At 41.5% G+C, this 25946-nt stretch carries 23 protein-coding genes and 1 pseudogene; 7 read left to right on the top strand and 17 right to left on the bottom strand.

Annotated features, from left to right (window positions below; translation table 11 throughout):
- Positions 1-190: 190 nt before the first annotated feature.
- From Q0Y52_RS07975 to nlpI, 4 genes are all read right to left on the bottom strand, one after another.
- The gene (locus Q0Y52_RS07975; RefSeq protein WP_297820370.1) at positions 191-778 is read right to left on the bottom strand and encodes a beta-phosphoglucomutase family hydrolase; all 588 of its coding nucleotides are present in this window, start codon (positions 776-778) and stop codon (positions 191-193) included.
- 118 nt (positions 779-896) lie between these two features.
- On the bottom strand, positions 897-1955 hold the full coding sequence (gene nadA / locus Q0Y52_RS07970) for a quinolinate synthase NadA (protein ID WP_297821477.1): 1059 nt from the start codon (positions 1953-1955) through the stop codon (positions 897-899).
- A gap of 93 nt (positions 1956-2048) precedes the next feature.
- On the bottom strand, positions 2049-3146 hold the full coding sequence (locus Q0Y52_RS07965) for a hypothetical protein (RefSeq protein WP_297820367.1): 1098 nt from the start codon (positions 3144-3146) through the stop codon (positions 2049-2051).
- A gap of 2 nt (positions 3147-3148) precedes the next feature.
- Positions 3149-4057 carry a lipoprotein NlpI gene (nlpI, locus tag Q0Y52_RS07960; RefSeq protein WP_297820364.1) on the bottom strand — a complete coding sequence of 303 codons (909 nt, stop codon included), beginning with the start codon at positions 4055-4057 and terminating at the stop codon, positions 3149-3151.
- Between the two features lie 244 nt (positions 4058-4301).
- On the opposite strand from nlpI, the gene cdd reads away from it, so the two are divergent.
- On the top strand, positions 4302-4712 hold the full coding sequence (gene cdd / locus Q0Y52_RS07955) for a cytidine deaminase (protein ID WP_297820361.1): 411 nt from the start codon (positions 4302-4304) through the stop codon (positions 4710-4712).
- A gap of 111 nt (positions 4713-4823) precedes the next feature.
- On the opposite strand, the gene Q0Y52_RS07950 is transcribed toward cdd, so the two are convergent.
- From Q0Y52_RS07950 to Q0Y52_RS07940, 3 genes are all read right to left on the bottom strand, one after another.
- Entirely contained in the window at positions 4824-5156 is a 333-nt protein-coding gene (locus Q0Y52_RS07950; protein ID WP_297820358.1) for a hypothetical protein, read from the bottom strand.
- 124 nt (positions 5157-5280) lie between these two features.
- Positions 5281-5580, bottom strand: coding sequence for a DUF1244 domain-containing protein (locus Q0Y52_RS07945; protein ID WP_297820355.1), 300 nt, complete (start codon positions 5578-5580; stop codon positions 5281-5283).
- Between the two features lie 32 nt (positions 5581-5612).
- A complete protein-coding gene (locus Q0Y52_RS07940) occupies positions 5613-6203 on the bottom strand; it encodes a glutathione S-transferase family protein (protein WP_297820352.1) in 591 nt (196 codons plus the stop codon).
- Positions 6204-6774: 571 nt separating this feature from the next.
- Between Q0Y52_RS07940 and Q0Y52_RS07935 the strand changes: the two genes are divergently transcribed.
- Entirely contained in the window at positions 6775-6966 is a 192-nt protein-coding gene (locus tag Q0Y52_RS07935) for a hypothetical protein (protein WP_297820349.1), read from the top strand.
- Between the two features lie 57 nt (positions 6967-7023).
- On the top strand, positions 7024-8313 hold the full coding sequence (locus Q0Y52_RS07930) for an FAD-binding oxidoreductase (protein ID WP_297820346.1): 1290 nt from the start codon (positions 7024-7026) through the stop codon (positions 8311-8313).
- A gap of 76 nt (positions 8314-8389) precedes the next feature.
- Here Q0Y52_RS07930 and Q0Y52_RS07925 read toward each other — a convergent pair whose 3' ends face one another.
- A complete protein-coding gene (locus Q0Y52_RS07925; RefSeq protein WP_297820343.1) occupies positions 8390-8593 on the bottom strand; it encodes a hypothetical protein in 204 nt (67 codons plus the stop codon).
- Between the two features lie 166 nt (positions 8594-8759).
- On the opposite strand from Q0Y52_RS07925, the gene Q0Y52_RS07920 reads away from it, so the two are divergent.
- Both Q0Y52_RS07920 and Q0Y52_RS07915 read left to right on the top strand, forming a co-directional pair.
- On the top strand, positions 8760-9782 hold the full coding sequence (locus Q0Y52_RS07920; RefSeq protein ID WP_297820340.1) for a Na+/H+ antiporter NhaC family protein: 1023 nt from the start codon (positions 8760-8762) through the stop codon (positions 9780-9782).
- Between the two features lie 227 nt (positions 9783-10009).
- Positions 10010-10873, top strand: coding sequence for a prohibitin family protein (locus tag Q0Y52_RS07915; protein WP_297820337.1), 864 nt, complete (start codon positions 10010-10012; stop codon positions 10871-10873).
- Positions 10874-11455: 582 nt separating this feature from the next.
- Here Q0Y52_RS07915 and Q0Y52_RS07910 read toward each other — a convergent pair.
- The 8 genes and pseudogenes from Q0Y52_RS07910 to Q0Y52_RS07875 form a co-directional block, all read right to left on the bottom strand.
- Positions 11456-14590, bottom strand: coding sequence for an efflux RND transporter permease subunit (locus Q0Y52_RS07910; protein ID WP_297820334.1), 3135 nt, complete (start codon positions 14588-14590; stop codon positions 11456-11458).
- Positions 14587-15711 carry an efflux RND transporter periplasmic adaptor subunit gene (locus Q0Y52_RS07905; RefSeq protein ID WP_297820331.1) on the bottom strand — a complete coding sequence of 375 codons (1125 nt, stop codon included), beginning with the start codon at positions 15709-15711 and terminating at the stop codon, positions 14587-14589. The genes Q0Y52_RS07910 and Q0Y52_RS07905 overlap by 4 nt, the downstream gene beginning before the upstream one ends.
- Before the next feature lie 464 nt (positions 15712-16175).
- Positions 16176-17432 carry an ABC transporter permease gene (locus Q0Y52_RS07900; RefSeq protein WP_297820328.1) on the bottom strand — a complete coding sequence of 419 codons (1257 nt, stop codon included), beginning with the start codon at positions 17430-17432 and terminating at the stop codon, positions 16176-16178.
- Complete coding sequence (locus Q0Y52_RS07895) at positions 17432-18634, bottom strand: efflux RND transporter periplasmic adaptor subunit (protein WP_297820326.1); 1203 nt, start codon at positions 18632-18634, stop codon at positions 17432-17434. Before Q0Y52_RS07895 ends, Q0Y52_RS07900 begins: the two co-directional genes overlap by 1 nt.
- Positions 18631-19638 (bottom strand): efflux RND transporter periplasmic adaptor subunit, encoded by a 1008-nt coding sequence (locus Q0Y52_RS07890; protein ID WP_297820323.1) that lies wholly within the window; start codon positions 19636-19638, stop codon positions 18631-18633. The genes Q0Y52_RS07895 and Q0Y52_RS07890 overlap by 4 nt, the downstream gene beginning before the upstream one ends.
- Positions 19631-20608 (bottom strand): HlyD family efflux transporter periplasmic adaptor subunit, encoded by a 978-nt coding sequence (locus Q0Y52_RS07885; RefSeq protein ID WP_297820320.1) that lies wholly within the window; start codon positions 20606-20608, stop codon positions 19631-19633. Before Q0Y52_RS07885 ends, Q0Y52_RS07890 begins: the two co-directional genes overlap by 8 nt.
- The gene (locus tag Q0Y52_RS07880) at positions 20608-21276 is read right to left on the bottom strand and encodes an ABC transporter ATP-binding protein (protein ID WP_297820318.1); all 669 of its coding nucleotides are present in this window, start codon (positions 21274-21276) and stop codon (positions 20608-20610) included. Before Q0Y52_RS07880 ends, Q0Y52_RS07885 begins: the two co-directional genes overlap by 1 nt.
- Positions 21277-21702: 426 nt before the next feature.
- A pseudogene (locus Q0Y52_RS07875) lies at positions 21703-22290 on the bottom strand (Cys/Met metabolism pyridoxal-phosphate-dependent enzyme); the annotation flags it as partial.
- A gap of 186 nt (positions 22291-22476) precedes the next feature.
- Between Q0Y52_RS07875 and Q0Y52_RS07870 the strand changes: the two are divergent.
- A complete protein-coding gene (locus tag Q0Y52_RS07870) occupies positions 22477-23409 on the top strand; it encodes a D-2-hydroxyacid dehydrogenase (protein ID WP_297820315.1) in 933 nt (310 codons plus the stop codon).
- Between the two features lie 174 nt (positions 23410-23583).
- Here the strand turns inward: Q0Y52_RS07870 and Q0Y52_RS07865 are convergent, their stop codons facing one another.
- Entirely contained in the window at positions 23584-24378 is a 795-nt protein-coding gene (locus tag Q0Y52_RS07865; protein ID WP_297820312.1) for a hypothetical protein, read from the bottom strand.
- A gap of 134 nt (positions 24379-24512) precedes the next feature.
- On the opposite strand from Q0Y52_RS07865, the gene Q0Y52_RS07860 reads away from it, so the two are divergent.
- Positions 24513-25871 (top strand): glycoside hydrolase family 2 TIM barrel-domain containing protein, encoded by a 1359-nt coding sequence (locus tag Q0Y52_RS07860; protein ID WP_297820309.1) that lies wholly within the window; start codon positions 24513-24515, stop codon positions 25869-25871.
- The last annotated feature ends 75 nt before the right edge of the window (positions 25872-25946 follow it).

Here is a 25946-nt window from a genome sequence, read left to right as displayed (position 1 = left end):
TTTTCTCCTTTGCAGCCTGTTAGCGCTTGGCGATTTAAATCGCTCCCACAAAAGAGGCGCGTATGTTAGGTAAATCCGCTTGGCTGCGCAAGTAATAACTGCACCCAAACAGTTGATGTGGTGATTTATTGGTCATATACCCGCGAATGCCACAAAAAATGCAGCTAACTGAAAATAATTAGCTTATTTATTATGGCAAGACTATCTTGCCGTTGATCACCATGATGCAGTCCATACCGGCATTTTGGGCGGCTTGACGGCCTACTTCAGTGTCTTCAAACACCACGCACTCATGTGGCTGTAAGCCCATATTTGTGGCTACGGTAACAAAAGTTTCACCGTGGGGTTTGCCGTGAGTGACATCAGAAGCAGTAACAACGGTGTCAAGACGTGCTAACAAGCCGGTATCGCTTAGCATTTGAATTGCGTTATTTCGCTCCGCGCCAGTACCGACTCCCATTTTAAGTTTACCTTGGTAAGTAAGCATTACTTGGTATGTATCGTCGACAATGCTTGGCTTATCTTTAAGATCGAGAAACGCTAAGCGTTTTGTTTCGCTGACTTCGTCTAAGTCATGGCTCAAACTATGTTTTTCATTGAGGTGTTTAACAATGTCTCTGGTGGGCACGCCGCCAAGGTTATGTATGTATTGTGAATCAAAAGGATAAGCATATTTTTCGCAGGTTTTTCGCCAAGCTATGCCGTGTGCACTCATTGAGTCTATTAAGGTTCCGTCCATATCAAACACTATCCCTTTGTAGTGACTTAAATCTGGCATTACACACGCTCCTAATTATTAAAATACTACAAATATATGTGGGATATAAAGATAAAACCCAGCTATAGCTGGCTTTTATCTGACTAATTGATGTACATCACAAGCCAAAACAATGGCACTAGGCATTACCCGTCACTTTCATTTTTAATTCAGCTGAAAAATCAAGCATACGGTTTAAAGGCACTAAGGCACGTTGACGCATGGCGTCATCAACAAAAATTTCATGACCTTTGCTATCTGTTAATGATTGGTGGATAGCGTGTAGGCCGTTCATGGCCATCCATGGGCAGTGGGCGCAGCTTTTGCAAGTGGCACCGTTGCCGCCTGTTGGGGCTTCTAACAATATTTTACCTGGTGCGGCTTGTTGCATTTTGTAAAAAATACCACGATCGGTGGCCACAATAAAATGGCTATTGGGCAAGGTTTTTGCTGCATTGATCAACTGAGTGGTTGAACCAACAGCATCAGCCAAAGCGACCACACTGGCAGGTGATTCTGGATGCACTAAAACTGCAGCATCAGGATAAAGGTGCTTCATGTCTAACAGCGCATGAGCTGAAAACTCGTCGTGAACGATACATTCACCTTGCCACATCAACATATCTGCGCCGGTCTGCTTAGCAATATATGCACCTAAATGGCGATCCGGAGCCCAAATGATTTTCTCACCTAATGCGTCTAGATGCTCAACGATTTCTAAGGCAATACTTGAAGTGACTACCCAATCAGCACGGGCTTTTACCGCAGCTGAAGTATTGGCATACACCACGACTTTGTGATCGGGATGGGCATCACAAAAACTTGAAAATTGATCCTCAGGACAGCCAATATCAAGTGAGCACGTCGCTTCTAAGGTAGGCATTAATACTGTTTTTTCAGGACTGAGAATTTTAGCTGTTTCGCCCATAAATTTTACGCCAGCCACAATCAAAGTGTCGGCTTCGCAGTCACGTCCAAACCTTGCCATCTCTAATGAATCAGAAATACACCCACCGGTTTCTTCGGCTAAGGCTTGGATTTCAGGATCAGTGTAATAATGCGCCACTAATACGGCATTATTTTTTTTAAGCAGTATTTTGATTTCCTGAACGTATTGTTGCTGTTGCAGTTGATTCAATGCAACGGGCTTGGCCGGAAAAGGGTACGCAATGGTTTTTACAGAAAATAACTCAGACATATTTTTATGAGGACTAATGGTACTGATAAGACGTCTAAGTATTATACTCATAAGTCATGCAATTAACATATTAACGAGTTAAAGAATATTGACCTAATTTGTAGAAGAAGATAAATACTGCTGGTATCTGGCTCGCCAAAATTGGCTTTCTGATAGGTTATCAGACTGCTCATACAACTGAGCAAAATTAATATGAGCCGAGGGTTGATTAGGTGTAATTTGAAGTTGCCTTTGCCATGCCATTAAATAGCTATATGGAATAAAGCCGGTATCGTGATATTCCATAAACGTGAGCTGCTTAGACGCTTTAAACGCTTGGGTAGAATGATTATCGCAAGTCCTAGCGGTAAATATGCCAGTATTATTTTTCAGACCTATTGACTGCCAATATTGTCGGTCCGCTTTTAATTTTTTTGCCTGTTGAAACACTATGTTAGGTGCGTCGACTCCAGCACATACGCGCTTTGCAAGTGCTTGACTGAGTGGGTATTCATCTATAAAACCTGAGAAGTGGGCTAACTCGTGAATAAACACATCGTAGGTGTCTTGGCGATCAAGAAACATCACACCGTTGTGAACGTTGGCTTTGCCTTTATTGGCAAACATCACTAAATGCGTAAAAGGTAAGCGTTTTAACTTCTCAGCCAGTGACAATAATTGACAGCCTAATCGGCCACTTTGGTGCCAGTTTTCTTCGCAGGCAATATCAACCGGATCAAACCAAGTCATGTCATAGATACAAATAGGCAATGACTTTAAGCGTGGGTCCTGGGCAAAACGTGACCTAAAACTTTCAGCTTGCACTAAGGATTCTAGATCTGCTGTCACAAACAATAGTTTTTGTTTACAGTCACTGGGCAAAGTGGATAGCTGCTGCATAAATTCAGAATTTTGATTTTTATTAAAAGCAGCGGTGTGATACTGATACAACTTAGTTAAAGATTGCAGATCCTCATTCATTTTTTTTGACCCAAGTAATGAAAATACCTGTGCCGACTGTTGGTACTTTTTATCCCGCCAAAGTGCTAGGCCTGCGGCAAGTTGTTGTTCAGCCAGTTGATTAGATAATGGTTTCGAAGAAAGATGATTTTGTTGTGAAGGGGAGATATCCACAGAATAGTGATTAACCAAAAGCCAAACAGGGACCAGCACACAAACTAAGGCTATTCCCCATTTGGTAAATACAGTCATTTTTATTGGGTTTGTATCTCTTTTGTGGCGCTTTTATTGGCTTCATCACGCAATAAATTAAGCTCTAGTCGAGCGTATCGGTGTTCAACGTACTCGAATACATTAGTGCTTAATGCGAGTTTAAAATAGTTTGACGCCACACCTGTGTTGCCTCTTGCAGAGTGGTATTTACCTAAATAAAAATAGGCTTCACATAATCTGTCAGTCAATTGTTGTTGGCTGGTTACACCACTAATCAATGAGTTTAAGAGTTCACTTTCGGTTGTTTTTTCGAGATACAAATCTACTAACTGTGTAGCCCAGTTGTTTTCATCTAAATTTTGACGTTGCTGAGTTAACTCAAGCATCGCTTTTGATTTATCTATTTCACTGGAAGCGAGATAGCTCCAAAGGGCGCGATAAGGATCTGCTGCATTTCTGTTATAAAACGTACCAAAATCACGCACCGCCAAATCGGGGCGCCCACCGTAATATAAGGCAATACCACGGTTTAAAAATGCAAACTCCATATCTGGGTTAATATCTAAGGTAGCATCAAAGGCTTCGTAAGCTTGGATGAAATTCATTTGCTGGGTGTAATGTACCCCCATAGAATTATAAGCTTCAGCCAAATCAGGTTTTAATCTAATGGCCTGATTAAAATCATATTGTGCCAACCCAGACAAACCGACACTGTCATATAAAGTACCACGCTGATGCAACAGTTGTGCTCTTTGCTCATCCTCTAAATCGGTATTCGCCAAAATATGGCTATAACGAGCAATGGCTAATTGTGAGCGCGGATTCATTGGTGCAGGTTCGGCTAATAACAAGTTGCCCATTTGCCTGTTGTCTTGCGTTGAGCCGCTGTTGTTTGCACAACCAAATAATAATGCACTGAATAAAATGATGATACTGTAATGTTTATGCATAATGAGTAGAGAATTTTTACCTGAAAATAGATTATTTGTATGACTCTCAATTTGAGTCTAGGTTTCACTACAACCCTTTAAAATCGTGAATAAACAATAAGAATTGATTTTCCTAGAATCGCTTATTTCCCTGTAAAAGTAAAGTTGCCCCAGTACCTGTTGTGTTAAAACATGAATTAGACTTGAATCTCACGCCTGAAATAAAGCAAACTATGGGTCGAGTTCAATTTAAAGTCTGATTTTTATGGCACTTGACCTAACCGCCGAACACAAAATACTTTTGGCGCTAGCCATTAACGCACAAAAAAATGCCTACGCGCCTTATTCAAATTTTCACGTGGGCGCCGCTATTCTTGATGAGAATGCACAACACCATGTCAGCTGCAATGTTGAAAATGCCGCTTACCCCCTAGGTCAGTGTGCTGAAGCAGGCGCTATTTCCGCCATGATTGCTTCGGGTAGTAAGCAGATTAAACACATTCTAATCGCCAGTCCAAATGATAACTTTTGCCCACCTTGCGGCGGTTGTCGACAAAAAATTGCTGAGTTTGCAAATGCCCAGACTGAGGTACATTTGGCTACCCAAAATGGTCAGCTTAAAACAGTGAAGTTCACAGACTTACTGCCTTTAGCATTTGGGTTTGATAAAAAATAGCAGGAGTTCACTTAGGGATTTCATTCCTCAATCCAGATTATTGGATGAACTAGTATATTTCACAAAAAAAGCCGCTATCTAAAGCGGCTTTTTAATCCGTTAAGACCCAATTTACAACGACATAGGTTTAAACGGTAAGTCTCTATAACGTTTTCCCGAGGCGGCAAATACTGCATTCGCTAATGCAGGAGCAAATGGCCCTAAACCTGGTTCACCTAAACCTGTGGGTTTAAAATCATTTTTGACGAAGTACACATCAACTCGGGGCATTTCGTTGAGCATCACTTTTTGCCAGCGAATGAGCATCCTCATATATCTCAATATCTGGGGCAATACTGATAATTCTACCAGACCATCCAAGGGATGAGCCCCACTTAACTTACTCACGTTTAATTGACAAAACCCAAGGAAAGTAATCACCAGAGACAGTGCTTTTACTGCCACAATTGGCTAATTTTTGCTTAATCACATCAAATTTACTTGCGAATACAGCTACTCCTAAACTGGAGGGTCCTATCTTAGGATCACTGTTTCGTAATAATCCTTTAGCTGGCAATGTGATGAGGCGTTATGTTTGCAGCGCTTGTCGTGCTGCAAACGCGGCCTTTTGTTCTGGAGTAGCCGCTAACTGATGATGGTCCTTCCATTCATTAAAGGGCATCCCATACACAGCTTCACGTGCTTGATCGTAATCTATCTCAACACCTTGCTCTTTTGCGCCAGCCATATACCACTTTGATAAACAATTACGGCAAAAATCAGCAAGGATCATCAAGTCAATATTTTGCACATCTTTGTTTTCATCAAGATGCTTTAATAATTGTCTAAAAGCGGAAGCTTCGGCAGCGAGTTTTTGTTGTTCGTTCATGTAATACCTGTTTGGGTTGCTTTGTTATGGGATTAATTTTTACGTGGATCGGTGGCAGTCACTTCAATGCGTTGGCTATTATCATCATGGAATGCCAATAAGTTGGTTAAGCCCTGCATGTTATGCAAATTCCTAAACTCTATCCAATCAATTAAACAATATAGACATATGGCAGGGTAGTTCCAACTGGTAAACTGCTGGTTCACCACCATCTGATTTAAGTGCACTAATACCGCGTTAACTCTCTCTTTTTGTAATTTAAAAAACAATTTATCTTCGTCAGCCTGAATATCTGAATTGGATAAAATAAACATTTGCACTAAAGAGTCGTTGGCTGAATCAATGATAGTTAATTGGTTTTCTTGCTCCCAACTCAGTAACGGATCATCAAACTTATCCGTTAAATAACGATAGATGATCCTTGAATCAAAAATGATCTGCGCAGTTTCATCAGTACCATCCTCTAGCATAGGTATTTTCATAGTAGGATTTTTAGTCGCTAGTAGATGTCTATCTTGCTCTACAAAGATCTGCAGATTGACAAATTCATGTTCAGTGTTCGCCAACCATATACGTAAACGGCGAACATAGGGAGAAGTCGTAGAACCGTATAATTTCAACATTAAATACTCCAAAATAATCAATTTCTAACATTGGTTTAGATACTAGAGTGAACTGCACTATGCAGCAAATATAATAGCTTATTAACTGCATTCAGCGACTCTTTATCACAACCTTAGGCGGTTCCACACTCAGTATATATAAAAATGTAAAGCGGACTTAGATGGCAATAAAAAGGACCCTTCGACTAGTACAAGTTACCAAGTATGAAACAGATATCGGACGTTTAATGTTACCCCTTCATCTGTAAAAAAATATTAGGATGTCCCTTTGGGATTAAAATATAAAGACCATTTTATCAATCCCTTAGCCCACATTAACGACCCAAGCAGCGGCAACACCATTACTCTGCCGCAGTCAGTGAGGGATTAACTGATGGCATTCAAATATGAAATAGTATTTGAAATAGTCGATGATAGAAGCTTTTCTACATTTCAAATTGCAAGATTCCCTCCACCGAACGCCATCTTTTTGTCACTTTTGGGTAGGGTTATCTAATATACATTCCCCATTAACACCCAGAAAATATTTATCAACAAGGATGAGCTTAATGTGGAAGGTAGTTGGCCCTAGATGGCCCACCAAACAAGTATGCCCGATACTGAGCCGGTTATTTCTGCCTCGCCATATCTTGACAAGGTATTCTTCGGCCATTGGCATTTAGGCTTGACTCAAGCAACGGTTACTGGTGCTATGTTGACAGCTTTTGCTATCGGTGATGATTTTCCGGTTTGCGGGCATTTTAAAATCGACCGCTCTTTATAATAAAAAAATAATGAACTTGCCGATCGTAAATAAACGAACATAAAAAAGAATAATACCATGCCAAAAAGTTTTCCAAATTATCGGTTGAAAAGTGGATGGAATGCGCTATTACCTGCCCGTGATGTGCAGCCAGCGTTGTTCGGCAAGCTTGCCGCAGATGTGGTTATCATAGGGGCTGGTTTTACCGGTCTGGCCTGTGCGCGACGTTGGCAGCAAATTTCTCCAGATGCTCGGGTTGTGGTTATTGACGCCAGTGAAATTGGTGAGGGGAACCCAGGGCGAAATTCCGGTTTTTTGCTGGATGTTGCCTTAGCTGAAGATGCTAAACCAGATAACATGCAGCGGATGTTGGAGTGTAATCGGCTGACTCAAGAGGCTATGCAATCTATTGTGCGTGATGTAGAAGCGTCTGGACAGGCAGTTGACTTACAACGTGCGGGTACCTATCGGGCAGCGGCTAGTGACGCGGGTGTTAAGTCGCTGGAAAACTACAAATTATTTCTCGAAGGTGCTGGATTACCTTATCGGCAACTGGATCAGGCCGACCTAGAGACCGAGCTGGGTACCCCTTTTTTTAGGTCTGGCTTGTTTTCACCGGATTGCTACCTTGCCCAGCCAGCGTCTGTTATTCGGGCGATACACCAACAGTTGCCAGACTCTGTGACAGTTTATGAGAATACGCCAGCATTGGAAATCAACAAAACAGGAATCAACTGGGTGGTGAATACACCACAAGGCGAATTGACCTGTTCACAGTTAGTCTTAGCCAATAACTCCTTCGCAAAAAATCTGGGCATTAATCGTTCGCGTCTGGTTGGTGTGTATACCTATGCGGGGTTAACGCCCAGATTAAATGACTCTATGCTTGAAACTCTTGGTAGCAACCCTAACTGGGGCTTATTGCCTGCGCACCGGCTTGGCAGCACGTTGCGGCGCACGGCGGATGGCAGGCTATTAGTTAGGTCACTGCACAGCTATGAGCAAGAAATTACAGGTCAAAAAATTCGCCACGAACTACAGGACCGGATGTGGCGTCGTTTCCCCCAGCTTAGAGGTCAAGATTTCGAACATGTCTGGGGTGGTGCTGTAGGGGTTACCTACAATGGTGCCCCGGTTTGGGGTCAACAGGGCCCTGGACTCTTCGCTTCCACGGGTTGTAATGGCGGAGGCACGGTCAAAGGTACTATGTTAGGCGCTACCCTAGCGGATCTTGCCCATGGGAAAACTGTGCCTGACATTGCCTCGCTATTTGGTTCGCCATCGTGGATGCCACCGGATCCCTTGCGCAGTATTGGCTTTCATTTGACTGCAGCCCTAGAAAGTTGGCAGGGCAGACAAGAGCGATAGTTATACCTCTCAGTGGGATACCTCTGCTGTTAAATTCACGTCAGTTTTAAATGGGATATATTATGGAAGTTACAGACTATATTGGCCCTCTGTCATTAGTGCCTGCCGCTGTTGCAGTTATATTAGCTTTTACTACTCGCAATACGGTGTTTTCGTTGGCAGTAGCCTGTCTTGTAGGCGTTCTTGTGGCAGGCGAGGGTTTGTTGGGATTTCCCAAATTGTTAGTGGGGGCACTGGGTACCGAGAGCTTTTCGTGGATTTTATTGTTGGAGTTTTTCATTGGGATATTGCTTGCGTTTTTTCAGCGCACCGCTGCGATAGCCAATTTTTCCCAATTTATTGAACGCAGGAAGATGAATCGAAAGCGTGTTCAATTAATCTCGTGGTTTATGGGAATGTTTGTTTATTTCAGTGATTATTTCAGCCCGCTGTTTGTGGGTTCTACCATGCGAGGTCTATCGGATCGTTACAAAATCTCTCGAGAAAAGCTGGCCTATATTTGTGACTCTACTTCTGCCCCAATCAGCATTCTGGTGCCTTTTACGGGGTGGGCGGTGTTCGTTGCAGGCCTCACAATAGGCATGGGGCCAGTTGCTGATGCAGGTGACGGAATGATGTTTTTCATGGCCGCTATCCCTTTCAATATTTACCCAATACTCACCGTTATTATGGTGGGTCTGATAGCGTCAGGCACAATACCAGATTTTGGTCCGATGAAAACAGCTGAGCGTCGTGCCATGGAAGAGGGCAAGCCAGTGCGCGATGGCGGGCAGCCCCTTATGGCCGATGAGCTGACAGGCATCAAGCCGATAGAGGGGATCCGCACCAGTCTTTTTTGGAATTTTGTGTTACCCGTATTTCTGGTCATTGGTTTCGCATTAATTTCTGTCATATTGACTTCCAGTGCTAAACCTCTGGAGGCTTTTATGTTGGCAGTCTTTGTCTTGGCGATCATTATGCGTATACAGGGTGTGCCTCTGGAAGAGATCACATCCACGGCGATGTCGGGCATTAAGGGCATTATGCCAGCGGTGGTGATCCTCGCTTTTGCCTATGCTCTTAACGATCTTTCTGCTGCACTCAATACTGCGGATTATATAGTTTCGGTTACTGAAGCATGGTTAACTCCTTCAGTGTTACCGGTACTGGTATTTGTTATTTCTGCCATTGTGGCCTTTTCCACCGGCAGTTCATGGGGTACCTACGCTATTATGATCCCCATATCAGTGCCGCTGGCGTTTAGTTTTTCCTCAGACCAGCTTTCGACATTAGTCTACGCAACTTTGGCGGCAACCGCTGGCGGTGGCGTATTTGGGGACCACTGCTCCCCCTTGTCGGACACCTCAATCTTGGCATCCACTGGCGCCGCCTCGGATCATATCGATCACGTGAAGACTCAGCTCCCCTACTCGCTATTGGTGGGTGTGATAAGTGTACTGGCTTATCTTTGGATGGGCATGAGTCTCTAAATAAGGTCGTGGATTTTTAATTTTTACACACTGCCCTGATGAACCTCTTTCTAGCGCTATGGCAGGGGCCAAGGAAGTGAGCCAGCAGCCAATCTGTACTCTTATTTGGGTAGATAATTATTCTCTCTATGAAAATACAGATAGAAGTTGCTACCCTTATCGTGCGCCAAATAGAATGTTATGGTGATGACATGAATCATTTTTGATAAAAATTAAAAGGGAAATAAATGCAAATTTTTAAAACTCAAATTCCAATAAAAACTATTGTATCTGCAGCGGTAGGTCTTATTTTACTGATGGGGTCTATTTACACAGTAAATGAAGGTCATATAGGTATTGTTAAGCGCTTTAGTGAAGCTAAAGAACAGGTGAACCCGGGTCTTCATTTTAAAGTGCCGTTTATTGATAGCGTAGAAGAGATAGAAGTCAGGACGCGCAAAAACGAAGAAAAAATGGCATCAAGCACAAAAGAACAAATGCCTGTTACCGTTAGTGTCTCGGTTAACTGGACGGTCGATAAAACAGCTGCATTAGAATTGTTTAGGCAATATGGTGGCCTCACACAATTTGAAAGTAGGATTTTAGATCCTAGATTCAGATCAGCAACCAAAGACGTGATACCACAATTTGATGCTGAAAAATTAATCCAAGACCGTGCCAGCGCTATCCAAGCCATTGAAGCGAATTTAATTGAAGAGATGAAAGACTTCCCTGTAACTGTTGACAACATACAAATAGAAAACATTCAGCTACCAGCCAAATACCTCACATCGATTGAGACCAAGCAAACTGAAAAAAATCTAGCCGCGGCAGAAGAGCATAAATTGGCAAGGCAAAATCTTGAAGCTCAACGTGATGTCAATACCGCTAAAGCCAAAGCAGATGGTATTAAATTAGTGGCTATCGCAGAAGCTGAATCAATCAGAATCAAAGGCTTAGCAGAAGCTGAAGCCATTACAGCAAAAGCAAAAGCTTTGGGCGATAACCCGCTAATTGTGAAATTAACTGAAGCTCAAAATTGGGATGGAAAATTACCCACCACAATCTTAGGTGGTCAGAATATGCCTATCTTAGACATGCGCACGAAATAGTTAATTGACTCCTTACACTTTTCTGCGTCTATGCGTCAGTTAATTACGATGGGATCTTCAATAGGCAGAATGAAAATACACGTTGTAATTGAATAAATTATTTCACTTTTATACGGTACCATTCGATGACCACTACTTAAGTGGTCATCAAATGCTCTGATTTTGCCTCTATGCTTTACCTTACTGTCTTCAGTAAAGGTTTAGCATCGGCCGCAACCCTAAATTTACGATCAGTTAACCATACATTTACTCCATCTCAATACGCACGTGAAATAGCTTTTGAGTAAAAGACAATCTAAAACTGACAAGCATGCTTTTTCAAAGAAGTTGATGAATAAGAAAACAGTTCAAAATACATTGCTAAAAAAATATGGCTAAATTGCGACCCAGCATAAGTCGATAAAAAGTATCACTTAAAATACATAGCATGACGTATTATTTGTGTTTGACGTCAGCAAGAAAACACCACACATAACTGACTTTTTTCTATCAAAAAATTCCATTACGATAGTAAGTACGCACTTACTTCATGATGGCTATTCATATATAACATTACATTGTGATATCGCAGCAACCAGCAACCTATGGTGAATGCGCGGGGTGCAGGTTAAGCTTAGTCAGTGAGTTATTTTTACGTTCATCCCGCCTTGCCTTTAACGCCAACATACAAGGAGTAAGCACTAAGGTCAGGACGGTAGCAAAAGCTAAACCACCTGCAACCGCTGTCGCTAATTGTGACCACCACTCTGTGGATGGGCCACCTATATCTACATTGCGGCCGATAAAGTCGATATTGACCTCTGCGACCATAGGCAATAAACCTAAAATAGTCGTGACCGTGGTCATCAATACCGGGCGCAAACGCTGCGCACCAGTACGAAGAATGGCTTCCATGGCAGGCACACCCTCCTTGCGCAAAATATTGTAGGTGTCGATAAGCACAATATTGTTATTCACCACTATGCCCGCTAAAGCAATCACCCCGATACCTGACATCACAATACCAAAGGGTTTTTGAAAAATAAGTAAACCAAGAAATACACCAACAGTCGAAAACAACACTGCACTTAAAATTAAGAATGCCTGATAAAAACTATTAAACTGTGTAACCAGAATAATCGCCATGACAAAAAGAGCGATTAAAAATGCATTTTGAAGAAATGCTGTGGATTCATCTTGTTGTTCATTTTGCCCTTTAACGGATAGATTCACACGAGGATCTAATCCTAAACTGGGTAACATTGCCTGTAATCTTGGCAGCTCAATACTCAATAACTCACCAGGCACTATATTGGCTTCTACAATGATCACTCTTTGACTATCGATATGTCTGATAAGGTCGGTTTTAGGATTTGCGGTACGCTCTACAAAATTAGAGATAGGTACCATGCCTCCTGCCGTTTTCATTCTGAGTTCATCAAGCTTTCCAATAAACCTCGACTCAAGCGGGTAACGCACCAGAATATCTATTTCGTCATCCACATCGTCTGGCCGATAATCGCCAATGTTCAAACCGTTTGTAATTAATTGTACTGTGCTACCCACCAAAGTGGCATCTGCGCCAAACCGCGCTGCATCAGCGCGGTTTACTTTGAGTTGCCATTCAATACCGGGTTTAGATGCGGTGTCACTGACAGAGGTAAATTTTTCATTGTTATCTAATGCTGTACGTATTTTTAGCGCTGCCTCATCTAACAACTCAGGGAAACGGGATGACAACTGAATTTGTAAATCTTTACCTGATTGTGGGCCATTTTGGTCTGGAGTAATTTCGATATCCATACCTGCCATACCTTTGAGCCGAGCCTGCACGTCTTTAAGCACATCGTCAGAATGAGGCCGTAAATGCCAGTCCACCAAATTTAATCTCATATAACCTATTTTATCGCGCCCACCCGTGCGCACATAAAGGGTTTCAATCTCCTGCATATCCAGTAAACGATCTTCGACTGTACGCACCACTTGGTCTTTTTCATAAATCGACATATCACCAGCACTACGCACTGTGACATTGATACCCTGAACGTCAACATTCGGGAAAAATTGTGTACCTAAGCCAGATAATCCATAAGCAGTAAAAGATACAAAGGCGACAACAATTGCAGCTAATAAAATTTTCCATGGATGCTGAATGGCAGCGGCGAGCACACGAATATATTTACCCGTAAACCCATTTAAATTGCGTATATCACCATTTTCGGCTTCAAGCATTTGCTGTTTATCGAACTCAGAAACATACCTAGGCTTGCCAAATACCCCCCCTAACACAGGCACAAAAATCAGCGCCATCAACAATGATGCTGATAACACAGCAATCAAGGTGAATGGCAAATACTTCATAAATTCACCCATCATGCCTGGCCAAAACATCAGTGGCGCAAAAGCAGCTAACGTGGTGGCAGTAGAAGCGATAATAGGCCAAGCCATGCGTTGTGCAGCTTTACTGTAGGCCACTTTTTTGTCCATGCCTTCACTCATACAACGATCGGCATATTCGGTCACCACTATTGCTCCATCCACCAGCATACCCACAGCCATAATCAGTGAAAAAAGCACCACAGTATTTAAGGTGTAACCAAACAAAGAAACGATCAGAATACCTGTCAAAAAAGAACCGGGTATAGACACGCCAACTAAAAGTGCAGTACGTAGGCCTAAAATAGCCAATATCACAATCGCCACCAAAATAACCGCGCTGGATACGTTATTTTGTAAGTCGTTTAGCATCATGTTGACTTCGATGGTTTGATCGCCTGTATAACTTACCCTAATGCTGGCAGGCCAGATGGTTGACTGTTGCGCTGCAGTGACTAACGTTTTCACGTTAGCGACAGTTTCCAACATATTTTCGCCAGGGCGCTTCTTTACTTCGAGTGAAACTGATGGTTCGCCATTTAAACGTGCAAAACTAGTTGGGTCTTTATAAGAACGCCTGACTCGCGCCACATCCTGAAAGGTAATAACACTGTCGCCTTGAATCTTAACAGGTTGCTCCAAAACATCTTTCACTGATTCAAAAACAGAGGGAACTTTAACCGCAAAACTGCCTTTACCATTGTCCATAGTGCCGGCCGGAACCAGCCGGTTGTTAAGGGATAACAAATTCAAGATGTCACCTGAGTCGAGTCCATAAGACTCCATCAACAGTGGATCAACTTCAATCTCAACGATATCTTCGCGATCACCACCAATATCTACTTCCAGCACTTCACTAATGCCTTCGAGCCGACTTTTTAGCTCACGAGCCACTGTTACAAGGGCTCTTTCTGAAACAGGTCCTGATAACACCACCGTTACAGCAGCTTGTTGCCCTGCCATGGTGACTTCATTAATAGTTGGCTCTTCTGTTTCTGAGGGTAATTTTGCTCTGGCTACTGTGACTTTGTCTCTAACATCAGCAAGGGCTGCGTCAGAATCAAGACCAGCAATAAATTCTAATGTGATACTGGCAAAGCCTTCACCAGCCGTGGCTTTCATTTCTTTTACCCCATCAATAGAACGTAACTCGCGCTCCATGGGTTTGACCAACATACGCTCAGCATCTTCGGGGGAAATACCGTCGTGTACGATAGACACATAAATCACGGGGATCGGCACGTCGGGGTTAGACTCTTTGGGGATATTTGAATACGTCACCACACCAGAAACCAGTAACAATACAAATATCATAAGCACTGTTCGGCTGTGGCTTAAGGCCCCAGAAATCATATTGTTCATTGGTTAGCCTTTGAAGAAAGACTATTTGAGGAATTGCGGCCTTCATCAGTTCGCACCACCTCTACCTTGTCACCATCTCGTACAAAACCATGACCTAGGGTAATAATGTCTGCTTGTTGACCCATGCCAGACAACCACACACCTTGACTATCACTCTTAACAATATCGATTGGCACAAATTTCACATGTTCATCTATTACGGTTTTTACGCCTAGATTTCCTTGTTCATCCAGAGCCATCACAGCAGGTGAAATGCGCATGGCCCATGTTGTTTCTAGGGGTAAAGCTAACTCAGTACTCATGCCAGCCATTTGAGTGAAATCTGGATTAGGCACCTCCACTTCTATTTTGAAGGTGTTGGTACCGGGCTCTGAAACACTGGAGATATAACGAATTTTGCCTTGTAACCTATCACCAGACACCATACGCCCAGTTGCCAATTGCTGTGTTTTCAGCCCTTGTACATTTATCTCTGTTACATTAGCGGTGATCACTAAAGGGTCTAAATCGACTAATATGGCGATATTGTCACCTACTTTAAGAAAGTCGCCCACTTCAACAAATCGTTGATTTATGATGCCATCAAAAGGCGCAATTATTTGCGACTTGAATACAGCTAACTGGTACGACACCCTATCCGCTTTTGCCATCTCTAGATTAGCGGTCGCTTGGGCCAAAGCTGTTTGAGATTGATAACCTTGTGCTTTAAGCGATTCTGCGCCTTTGAGCTCCACTTCACGTTGCCTTAATGTCGCTTTTGCAGATTGCAATCGGCTCACAATATCACTTTTTTCAAGGCTAATAATTTTTTGACCTTTGCTAACACGTTCACCTTCTTGAACATGCACTTCTTCAACTAAACCTTTAACCTCGGAGCGTAACGTGGCGATCCTGTCTGGCTCTGTTCTCCCATATAAATTAATTTCTCGGGTAACCTCATCGGCATTAACATGTTCGACCGTGACTTTAACCAATGGTATTGCAGTCCTTTTGGGGTTATCTGAATCATTTTCGTTTTGTGCTTTCAGCATGCCAGAGGCAACCCATAAACAAAGAGCAATAAATATGATCAAGGCAATCCATGCAGGTTGCTGTTTTAGTTTGTTAATGGTGAACGCCATGATTTATCCGAGAAAATTTAATTGAGCGTAATTTAACTTTTTTTTATAGCAAGATCATGGCGAAAAACATCAATTAGGCAGGAAAATTGTTACTAGATGCTTAGAACGTTAAAACACCCCCCCTAAGTGCTACCAAATCATTAAAATTGCATGCCAAAGACTACTTTTTCCCCTAAATATGCTGGATTCTACCCATTTCTTTATAAATAAAATTTAAAAGAAAGTCTGTCTCAAGTTGTCCTTATTCGGCATCCATTTGCTTACGCAAATAAATATGTGATGTTTAATTGAGGGGGTCTTTTAGCTGTGCTGAGAATTCAACTTTAGATATCAAATGTTGTACTCAGAATAAAAAACCGAGTATGACTACAATCATACTCGGCTCATAAGTTGCTCAATAACAATAAAAAAATAGGTCGATAATAGCAGCGCTGATAGAACAGTCCTGTTACCTATTTTTAAGACTAGTCACTGTGCAAAGCATCGATGGGGTTGAGCTTACTGGCTTTTATAGCTGGGAATACCCCAAACCCGACACCCACCAACATGCAAATACTTAAAGACAATATGATAGCAGTACCAGACCAACTTACCGCCCAACCTGAATAAAACCCGATAATCTCAGATAACACCAACCCAAAGAAAATACCTAGTAATCCCCCCAGAACAGATATAGTAAAACTCTCAGCTATAAATTGTTGCCGAATATCGTCTTGAGTGGCCCCCACAGCACGTAGCAAACCAATTTCTTTTGTCCTTTCCATAACGTTTGCAAGCATAATATTCATTATCCCAATACCGCCAACGAGTAAGGAAATACCGGCAACGCAGGCCATGACAATATTAAAAATTTGTTGTGTTTGTTTTTGCTGTTCTAATAATGCAGCAGGAATAATTAAGCTGTAATCATCTAGTCCGCCGTGGCGTAATTTAATTAGGCTATCAATGGCTTTGGCAGCCACAACAGGATCGGTGCCTTTGGCAATATTTAACTTAATACTGTCTAATTCACTGGCGAGTATATCGCTTGAGAATTTTTGTGTACTGACGCTTAAGGGCACAAAAACACGGTAACGGTCACCGCCTATTTGCACACCTTGAAATTCGTTTTTATTACCTGCAGGTGCTTCTAAGACCCCTACAACTTCTAACCAAACATGATTGATTTTAACATACTGACCCAGCATTTCTTCAGCACTGAAATTAGTGCCTGTGAATAACTCATTGGCTGTGTTGGTACCTAAAACAGTCAATTGTGAAATTTTGTCATCATCTTGTTGTGTTAAAAATCTACCAGCGGACAATTGCATATTAGCATTCGTAAAATAACTCACGGTCACGCCCAATGCTTGCGCTTGGCTTTTATTGAAATCGCTGTACATATCATATACGTCAATATTTTTGGAGGCACTATAACCCTCTACAAAAGGTAACGTAGCTAAAGCGGCATTGACATCACCCAAATTCAATCCCAAACTTTCTTCCCGTATTTCAGACAGTTCTTCCTTCTCATAGTCTCTAGCATTCACAATGATGTTATTGACGCCCATAGAGTCTATAAGCTTTAAAGCCTCATTCTCTGCACCCTCGCCAATGTTTAGCATGGCGATGACTGAACCAACACCAAAAATCATGCCCAACATGGTTAAAAATGTACGTAACTTTTGCCCAAGTAACTCTGCAATAGCGTCTTTTATGAGTATTAAATATTTAGCCATCATTAGCTTCCCTGCACTTGTTGTTTTTGCGGCAAGCTTAAGGCGATTACATCGCCATTGCTTAAGCCTTCTGTGATTTCAACAAGATATAAATTTTTTCGTCCGCTAACAACAGCCTGTTTGCTAAATTCATTACCTTCTTGAAGGTATACATAGGTGCTTCCATCTTCAAAGTGCAGCGCTTGTAAAGGCACAACAAGTTGATCGGTAGGCGCCTTTACATGTATTTTGGCAGTTAGTTTTCTACCCGGCTGCATCATGCTTTTATCTTGCTCGAGTAGCGTCACTACAATTTCAAAATAAGTGACTGGATTACCGCGTTCAATGCTTCTTGGAAAACCCGACACATTAGAAATTTCACCGCTAAACACTTTATTTGGAAAAGCGTTTAAGCGGATATCAACTGCTAATCCTTTGGCTAAATCAATCGCATCGTTTGCTTGCACAAATAAAGACGCTTGCATATTGTCTAAATTGGGAATTTGAGCAATAGGTCGGCCCGGAAATACAGATTGTCCGATGGCCGGTTTTTCTCCGCGCCTGTCTTTTTCATATACTAACAAACCCGAAAAAGGCGAGACGACTTCTAAACTGGATAAAGCCTGCTGATGTCTATTAAACATTGTTTCCACACCGGTTTTTCGGATATCCAGCACCGCATTCTCATTTGAATGCTGTTCAACAATACTGGTTTCTTTCCATTCTAAGAAATCATCTTTTGCTTCTAAAAAGTCTCTATTAGCCAGCGTATCTATTATCTCTAGTTGTGAATAAACACGCAGGTCATCAATGGCAAAGCGATCTGTGAAATCAAACTCATATTTCACGAAGCTTTGGTCTGAGTCTATGTCTTGTTTGGTCTGGTTTTGTTGCGCGTTACTTTTAACAATGTCCTGCGCAAGTAACATTAATTGGAGCTCTTCATCGCGACTGTCTTTGAGTATTTGCTGGGCATCAAATCTGGCAATGACCTCGCCTTTTTCAACATAAGTATTTTCGTCTTTCAGCCAAGCAATTGTCATTGCTCTGCGCCCTGGTGTCATAATTTTTTGCGATTGCGCGGCTTCAATTTCACCAAATCCTTCTACTTCAATTGAAAAAGGGGTTTGAATGACCTTATAAAGTGGGATCGAGCTTTGTTCTTGTGAGCCGCATCCGCTTAGGAACATAACGGCTAATACCAAGCTCGGTGTTAAAAATTTCATATTGTTCCCTCTAAAGTATCAACGGTCGCTTTCATTCCCGGCCGCATAATACTAAGCTCGAGCTCATTAAGTGTTACCCAAGCGTCGAACACCCTTTTTTGGTTATTCGTTGACTTGGTGCGGTATGACTGTCCGAGCTCTGTGATTTTTCCGGTAAAAGGACGCTCAGGAAATGCATCTAAAGTAACGCGTACGGAAGCGCCCAGCACGATGTTAGATGTAAACGATTCGTCAAACTCGACCTTTACCGCTATCTTATCTAATGCCGGCAAAGACATTAAACGGCTGCCCCTGTAGACAGTGTCCCCCACTGCTGGCTTTTCATCGTCACCATTTGGTATTAACACGACCATACCTTCTTTGGGCGCCATAATTTTAAGCCTCTCCATACTAAGTTTGAGCTCGTCGACTTCAGATTTAGCTTTGGATATTTTAGCTTGTTGAACCTGCTCATTAATTTGCATGGATTTTTTGTGTTGTGCTAAGCGCTGAAGGGCTTGTTTATGAAGTTCTGTCGTAATACCGAATTCTGATTGTTGCTTTCGTCTTTCAATATCTGAGCGTGAAATATCTGTTATCTCCACTTTTCGTTCGGCGATATTCATGTTTTTTTTGGCTTCAGCTAAATCAAGGTTGAATTCTTCAAATTTTTCCTCATTCGCTAACTTCTTCTGTTCGGCCTCTTTGACTGCGGCATCAAAGTCACTTCGGCGAGTTACCATATTAGTGCGTAAGCTCTGGCCATCAAATTTTAGCAATACGTCACCTTTTTTTACCAGCGCATTTTCTCGGGCAATATATTCTATTTTATATTGCCACATACTTTGAATACTCGGCGCTGAAATAGAAATATTTTGTAATGAAACCAATTCAGCAGGGGCCGAAATAATATTACTATTTGGCTGTTGACTGCCTTGCACTTGAACATCACTGACTTGCTCACCACACGCGCTTAGTAAAAATACACCTGTTGCTAAGGCTAATAAACGTGCTGCTTTAAACATTGCTTGCACTCCCTTTAATTATCGACAGACGAACACTCATACCAGGTAGCAGGCTAATTTCTGGCGCTTTGTCAAAAGTGACGATGGCGGGGAAATATGCACTTTTACCCCACAACGCTTTACGTTCACTTTGCTTCGACAAGCTTGAAATGACACCGCTATATGTTTTATTTGGATAAGCATCTAACACAATTTCAACTTCTATGTTCTCATCTAGTCCAACTGCATCTATCTCATGCACCCAGGTTTCTATTTGAAAATCGCTGGTAGATTGCACGTCTAAGACTTTCCAACTGGCTCTAACATTCATACCAGCACTTAACTTGGTGCCAAACCAAGGATGGGTAGCATAGGTTACCGGACCTGTGACCTGCGCAATGACATTAAGATTGGCTAAAATATCTGTCAAGTAGACAAGCTCTTCTTTGACCCTTAGAATGTTGACTTCTTTTTTTGTGAGTTCAGCACGTCGCTCTTTTAACGCGCGCTGCAATGCTTCTTCTGCCTTAATTTCTTCTACTACATTACGTTGCAAAGCGAGTTCAAATTGGCCTTTTTCAAATGCGGCTACTTGGGCAATAGGCACTGACGCCTCAATCTTAGCTTTTTCTACGCGCATTTTAGCCACTTTTAAGCGGCCGCTTGCATCAATTACGCTTTGCTCTTGCTGAACTTTTAATTCTTCGAATTCAAGTAACAAACGGGCTAAATTTTCTTCATTTGCTATAAGTTGCGCTTGCGAAGCAGCACCGTCAAACAATACAACAGTTTCGCCTTTCTCTGCTGTCTTACCTTCTTCCTCCATCCACTGAATTTGCAACTGCCGGCTACCTGTTGGCGCATTGACAACTTGTTTAGCCGACGAACCTATTTGCCCGGTTAATAATAATTTTTCTGCATGAACCTTTGTGCTGATTAGTACACATGTGACCATCATGCCAAATATAACCATACCGAATATAGCCTTCATTATCTTTCTCCTACTACTTCGCCGTCTTTCATTATAATGACACGTTGTGCGTACTCTGCAATTTCGTCTTCGTGGGTTACCATGATTATGGTTTGTCCTTGCTGGTGTAATTCGGTCAGCAAATCCATGATTTCTTTGGAGGTTTTTGAATCTAAGTTACCGGTAGGTTCATCTGCTAAGATAACGCTCGGTTTGTTAATTAATGCTCTGGCAATCGCCACTCGCTGGCGTTGTCCGCCCGACATTTCAAACGGCTTATGGTTTTTACGATTAGTCAGGCCGACCCTTTCAATTAACTTTAGGGCGCGTTCTTCACCCTCTGCTTCACCTGTATCAGAATACCGCAGCGGGAGTTTGACGTTTTCCACAGCATCCAATTTGGACAATAAATGGAAAGTCTGAAAAATAAAACCAATATGTTTATTGCGTACTTGCGATAGTTCGTCATCGGTCATACTAGCTACGTCTTGACCGTTAAGCTTGTAAACACCGCTATTGGGCGTATCTAAGCAACCCAGTACGTTCATTAATGTTGATTTACCTGAACCCGAACTGCCCATAATAGCCACAAATTCATTTTCTTTTATTTCAATGCTAACGTCGTTTAGGGCGGTGACAACTTCTTCACCGTTTTGAAATGTTTTGTGGATATTAGTCAGTGATAGCATGTCTATTATATTTCTTTATTGATATTGCCCTTTTACGTTCTTTTTGGAGATAAAGATGTCTTTGAGCATGATTAAAAGTAAACGGTACGCAGTATTAAAAATGATAATAAACCATTGAACTTGAATTCAGTACATTAGTTAATTTAGTTTCGTTACAAATTGTTTAGGTTCCAATTTGACACAGCTTTGTTTAAAAAAGGTTAGCTAACTTCAGCCCATTTAAAATTTATCCTATCTTAGATACTCATGCCTCCTTAAAATAATTAGTCGATTAGCATACAGCTTGAAATTTATCTGGGTAACGTTGTGTCCATTGGAGCACCCAACGTGTTAAACAATCTGCGAAGAAAAGGTTATAAACCACATCGAAATGATAAAAACAAAGCTTCTAAAGCACAAGTAATGGCTTGTAATGCTCACTTATCTGGCCATGCCTGAATTAAAATTCCATGCTAAATAATCAGCAGCATAAGGCCCCGCTTCCAAGTCGACTATGGCATTAGCCAATGAAATATTAGTGGGGTTAAGTAAACGTGAATATATCTGATGGGTCGGTTCTTTGCCTTGAAAAGCATCATCCACCCATTCAGTGCATGCATAAACATAAGTCGCAGTTCTAAACACCACTGGCGTGGCTGAAAACAAAGCAGTGACATTATCAAACAAGGGATAATGACTTTTACTCACTTGGGAGCCTGATTGTTTACTTAAACTTTGATAAGTATCACGAAACGGGTTTTGTAAAGTATCAAGAATTTTAGCTATCTGAAAAGACAAAAACTTTTTAGCGTTAAAATAGGCCACTTTGTTTTCTTTACTCAGGCCTTCAAAGGTATCACTGGTGATCTGCCAAAGTTGCTGCATGTTGGCTTGTGTATAATACAAATATTGTGCCGTATTAAACAAAGCTTGACCATACTCACTCTCTTTTTCGATACCAAAGTGAGCCAATTGTTCGTCTGTTAGTTCATCGATTGTGGTAGCTTGTGTAGTGTTTCTTTTTGGCGATAGAATTTTTGCCTGTTACATGACTTCAAGGTCAGTTATATTTTTGGCACTCATGCCTATATCTCTATGGATAATAATCTGCAATAACCAAGAATAACCGAATTTAATTCAATCTTAACGCCTTATTGACAAATATAATTCATTTAAAAAACAAATCAGTAACTTAATCTTTACATGGTATCTATTTAACTTATGCATAACGTAGCCATTTTGAGTCGTGATTCAGCACTCTACCTTACATTACTGAAAGCTGAGCAGTTGCCGCACCTAAAACTAGTATTAGTTGATAATAACGCGGCTGATTTTGATTATTCACAGGTGGACATTTTATTGGGCGATCCTGATATAACTGCGCAAGTTATTAGCCAATGCACTGGATTAAAATGGCTACAATCTACTTGGGCTGGTAACACTCCCCTTTTTGCCTTAGATAAAATCGATTATCAACTGTGTGGGGTGAAAGATGTCTTTCAGCAAGCCATGCAAGAATATGTATTTGCTTACCTGCTGTATTTTTCTCGTAATGTGGCTGGTTTTAATCAGGCGCAGATAAACAAGACATGGGCAGCACCGACTTATGGTTCGTTAGCGGGGAAAACCTTAGGCATAATGGGTGTAGGCAACATTGGTCAAGCTGTTGCCAAGATGGCTAAACACTTTTCGATGAAGACCCGTGGTTATACTAGAACTAGCAATGGCTGTGAATATATTGATCAATATTACACTTGCAACGATGCACAAAATTTTGCTGCTAATCTAGATTACCTGGTGTGCCTGTTACCTCAAAGTAACGCGACGACAGGACTAATCGACAGCACATTTTTATCTTACTTACCCACACATTGTGTAATGATCAATGCTGGACGTGGTGCAACAATAGTGGATACCGCACTAATCGAAGCGCTAAAAAATAACACACTTCAAGGCGCGGTGTTAGATGTGTTTGAGCAAGAGCCATTGCCTCAACAGCATCCATACTGGGAGTTAGACAACCTCTTCGTCACACAACACACCGCTGCAGAGTCATTGCCTGAAGATATTTTTCCACTATTTAGTAACAATTATCGTAGATATATCAAGGGGGAAACACTTCAAAACGTTTTAGATTTTGCCAAAGGATATTAAAAAACTGCCTTCGAAGGACAAAATTATCATCACTATATTGACAAAATTTACAGCTTAGATGTTGGAGTGGAGTTAACTTATCGCCAACACATAGATGTCAGCGATATTCAAAGTACTGCAAACCAAAAGAAGCTAGTTGTAATTGAGGCTGTATTTCAGCTTAGTGCCGCTTGTCTAATCCAATAAGCTTGCTGAAAAATCTGCCATGTCGTCTGGCAACATAGGGTTAGTTAAAGTCAGTATCTGTCTATTTCGCAAGTTGAGTCGCTGAGCAACATTACCATGATGCTGACTAAAGAGTGTTGCATGTTCGCCACTCAAGCTTATCAATTTAAGCCCCTTGCCTATGCGTTCTGCCAAGACAGGTTTGCGGGGGTTAACATAAAAAACCAATGGAAAAGGGTAATAGAACATCAGAGATGGCTCAATACTAATACCACCGATGGGAACAGCGCGATGCTTAAATATCTCCTCGATTTCATTCACCCCTAAGGCCACATAATCGAACGTACCATTGTGTAATAACGTAAATAAATTCTCTAGGGATCCCTGTTCAATAACCTTGTATCGATTGTGACGAAACAGGTCAGCATCAGCCCAAGTGTGAGGAATACCGATAGATAAGGCTTGGAGCTGTTGGGGTTGTTTAATCCGAGCGAACTTAGCTAGAGACTCGTCTTTAACTAAAAGCAATCGGTAACCCAGTAATCCCTTGGTAAGCGGTTGATGGATCACTAACTTTTTTTTATCTTTAAATTTCACATTTCCGGCTACAGTGACCAGAATATCGGCGCCCTCATTAAAAATATTAGCTTCGTCATCAGCGCTAGGATAATCCGTGTTATGCACTTGCACGTCCACTGAACCATATTCTTGCTCAGTAGCTTTTAGACATGCTTGAAGCAAAGCTGTTTCGTAACTCTGCCTTGCTGGGGATTTATTACCATTCCAAAAAACTACGTTTTGCATCCGCTTAGTCCTAACAATGACCCGATTGGCCGATTTACGCTTTGTTTGTCTACGCAATGCTCAAGACGTAGAATACAATTTATTCATCAAAAAAATTTATTTAATAATATTTTTTATCAATTTATGGACACATTATGCAACTTCATGTCGTTATGATCTCACGTTTACTTTCTTCAATGTTATTTTTGGCCCTGAGCAGTTTACTATTATCATGTACCAATGCTACTAAAACCCCTTCAGTGGTAAAAATAGTCAAACACAACAATCAATATTCTATTACTGTAAATGGCCAACCTTATGATGTAAAAGGAGTGGGGCTGGGCTACAAAGATGATGAAACAGTCATAGCCTTAAAAGATGCAGGAGGTAATTCTTTTAGAACTTGGGAATTAACTCATATCGAGCAAGAATTAGCCATAGCAGAAAAACTGGGGCTGATGGTTGCAGTAGGCATACCAACAGGTAAAGAATTACTAGGCTTTGATTACAACGACAAAGAAGCTGTGGAAAAGCAGTTTCGACGTGTTATCACTGCCGTCGAAAAATACAAAAATCACCCCAACATATTGTTGTGGGTGATTAACAACGAGCCTAATTTATTATATGACGAACAAGGACAATTAAAAAACGTTAACCCTAAGGTTTATGCTGCTATGGGTGACATCATTGATCATATTCATAAAATTGATCCCAATCATCCTGTTACTTTTAGTCTAGCGGGAAACAATCCAAAAGATATCGCGCTGGTACTAAAGCATGCACCAAATATCGATATTTTGTCTGTGCAGAGTTATGGCTCCTTAGTCACATTACCTGACAGTATCGTCCAAAGTAACGTAGATAAACCTTATATGGTGACCGAGTTTGGCCCTATGGGACATTGGGAATTACCCTCCACACAATGGGGTCGAGAAATTGAAGAACCTAGTGCAGTCAAAGCTGCAGGTATGGCCAAACGGATGCAAGATGTCATCCTTGATGATAAAACAGGTAAAATCATTGGTTCATTCGTATTTTTCTGGGGGCAAAAGCAAGAGCGTACACCTACTTGGTATGGCATGTTTAATGAGTCGGGTGAACAAACTGCAAGCATAGATGAACTGACTCGTATCTGGACTGGGCAATACCCAGCCAATCGCGCGCCACAATCTAAGTCTATCACCATCAATAATATTCAAGCTGTTGAAAGTATTAAATTAAAACCTGAACAACCTGCCACAGTCAAAGTACAAGTTTCCGATACACAAGGCGACCTACTAACGCATCAATGGGTATTGATGAATGAAGTAGAAACTCGCAGCCAAGGGGGGCACTTTGAAGCAAAACCTGCAGCATTGTCATTGCAAATACTCGCATCTGACGTTCAACCAGATCATGTTGAAATGACATTTAATCCACCAAGTGAAAATGGGGAATATCGTTTATTCCACTACGCTTATGACGGAAAAAATAAAGTGGGTAATGCAAACATTCCGTTTATGGTTGAAAATTAGTTAAATAACCTGAACTCATGATGAATAACTGTCCCTTGTAATATACATCCTATCAAGGGACTGGCTATTAAATTA

This window comes from uncultured Paraglaciecola sp. (assembly GCF_943787955.1).
Lineage (GTDB): Bacteria > Pseudomonadota > Gammaproteobacteria > Enterobacterales > Alteromonadaceae > Paraglaciecola.
Note: the sequence above shows the minus strand (reverse complement) of the source record. Positions and strands in the feature narration are given on the sequence as shown.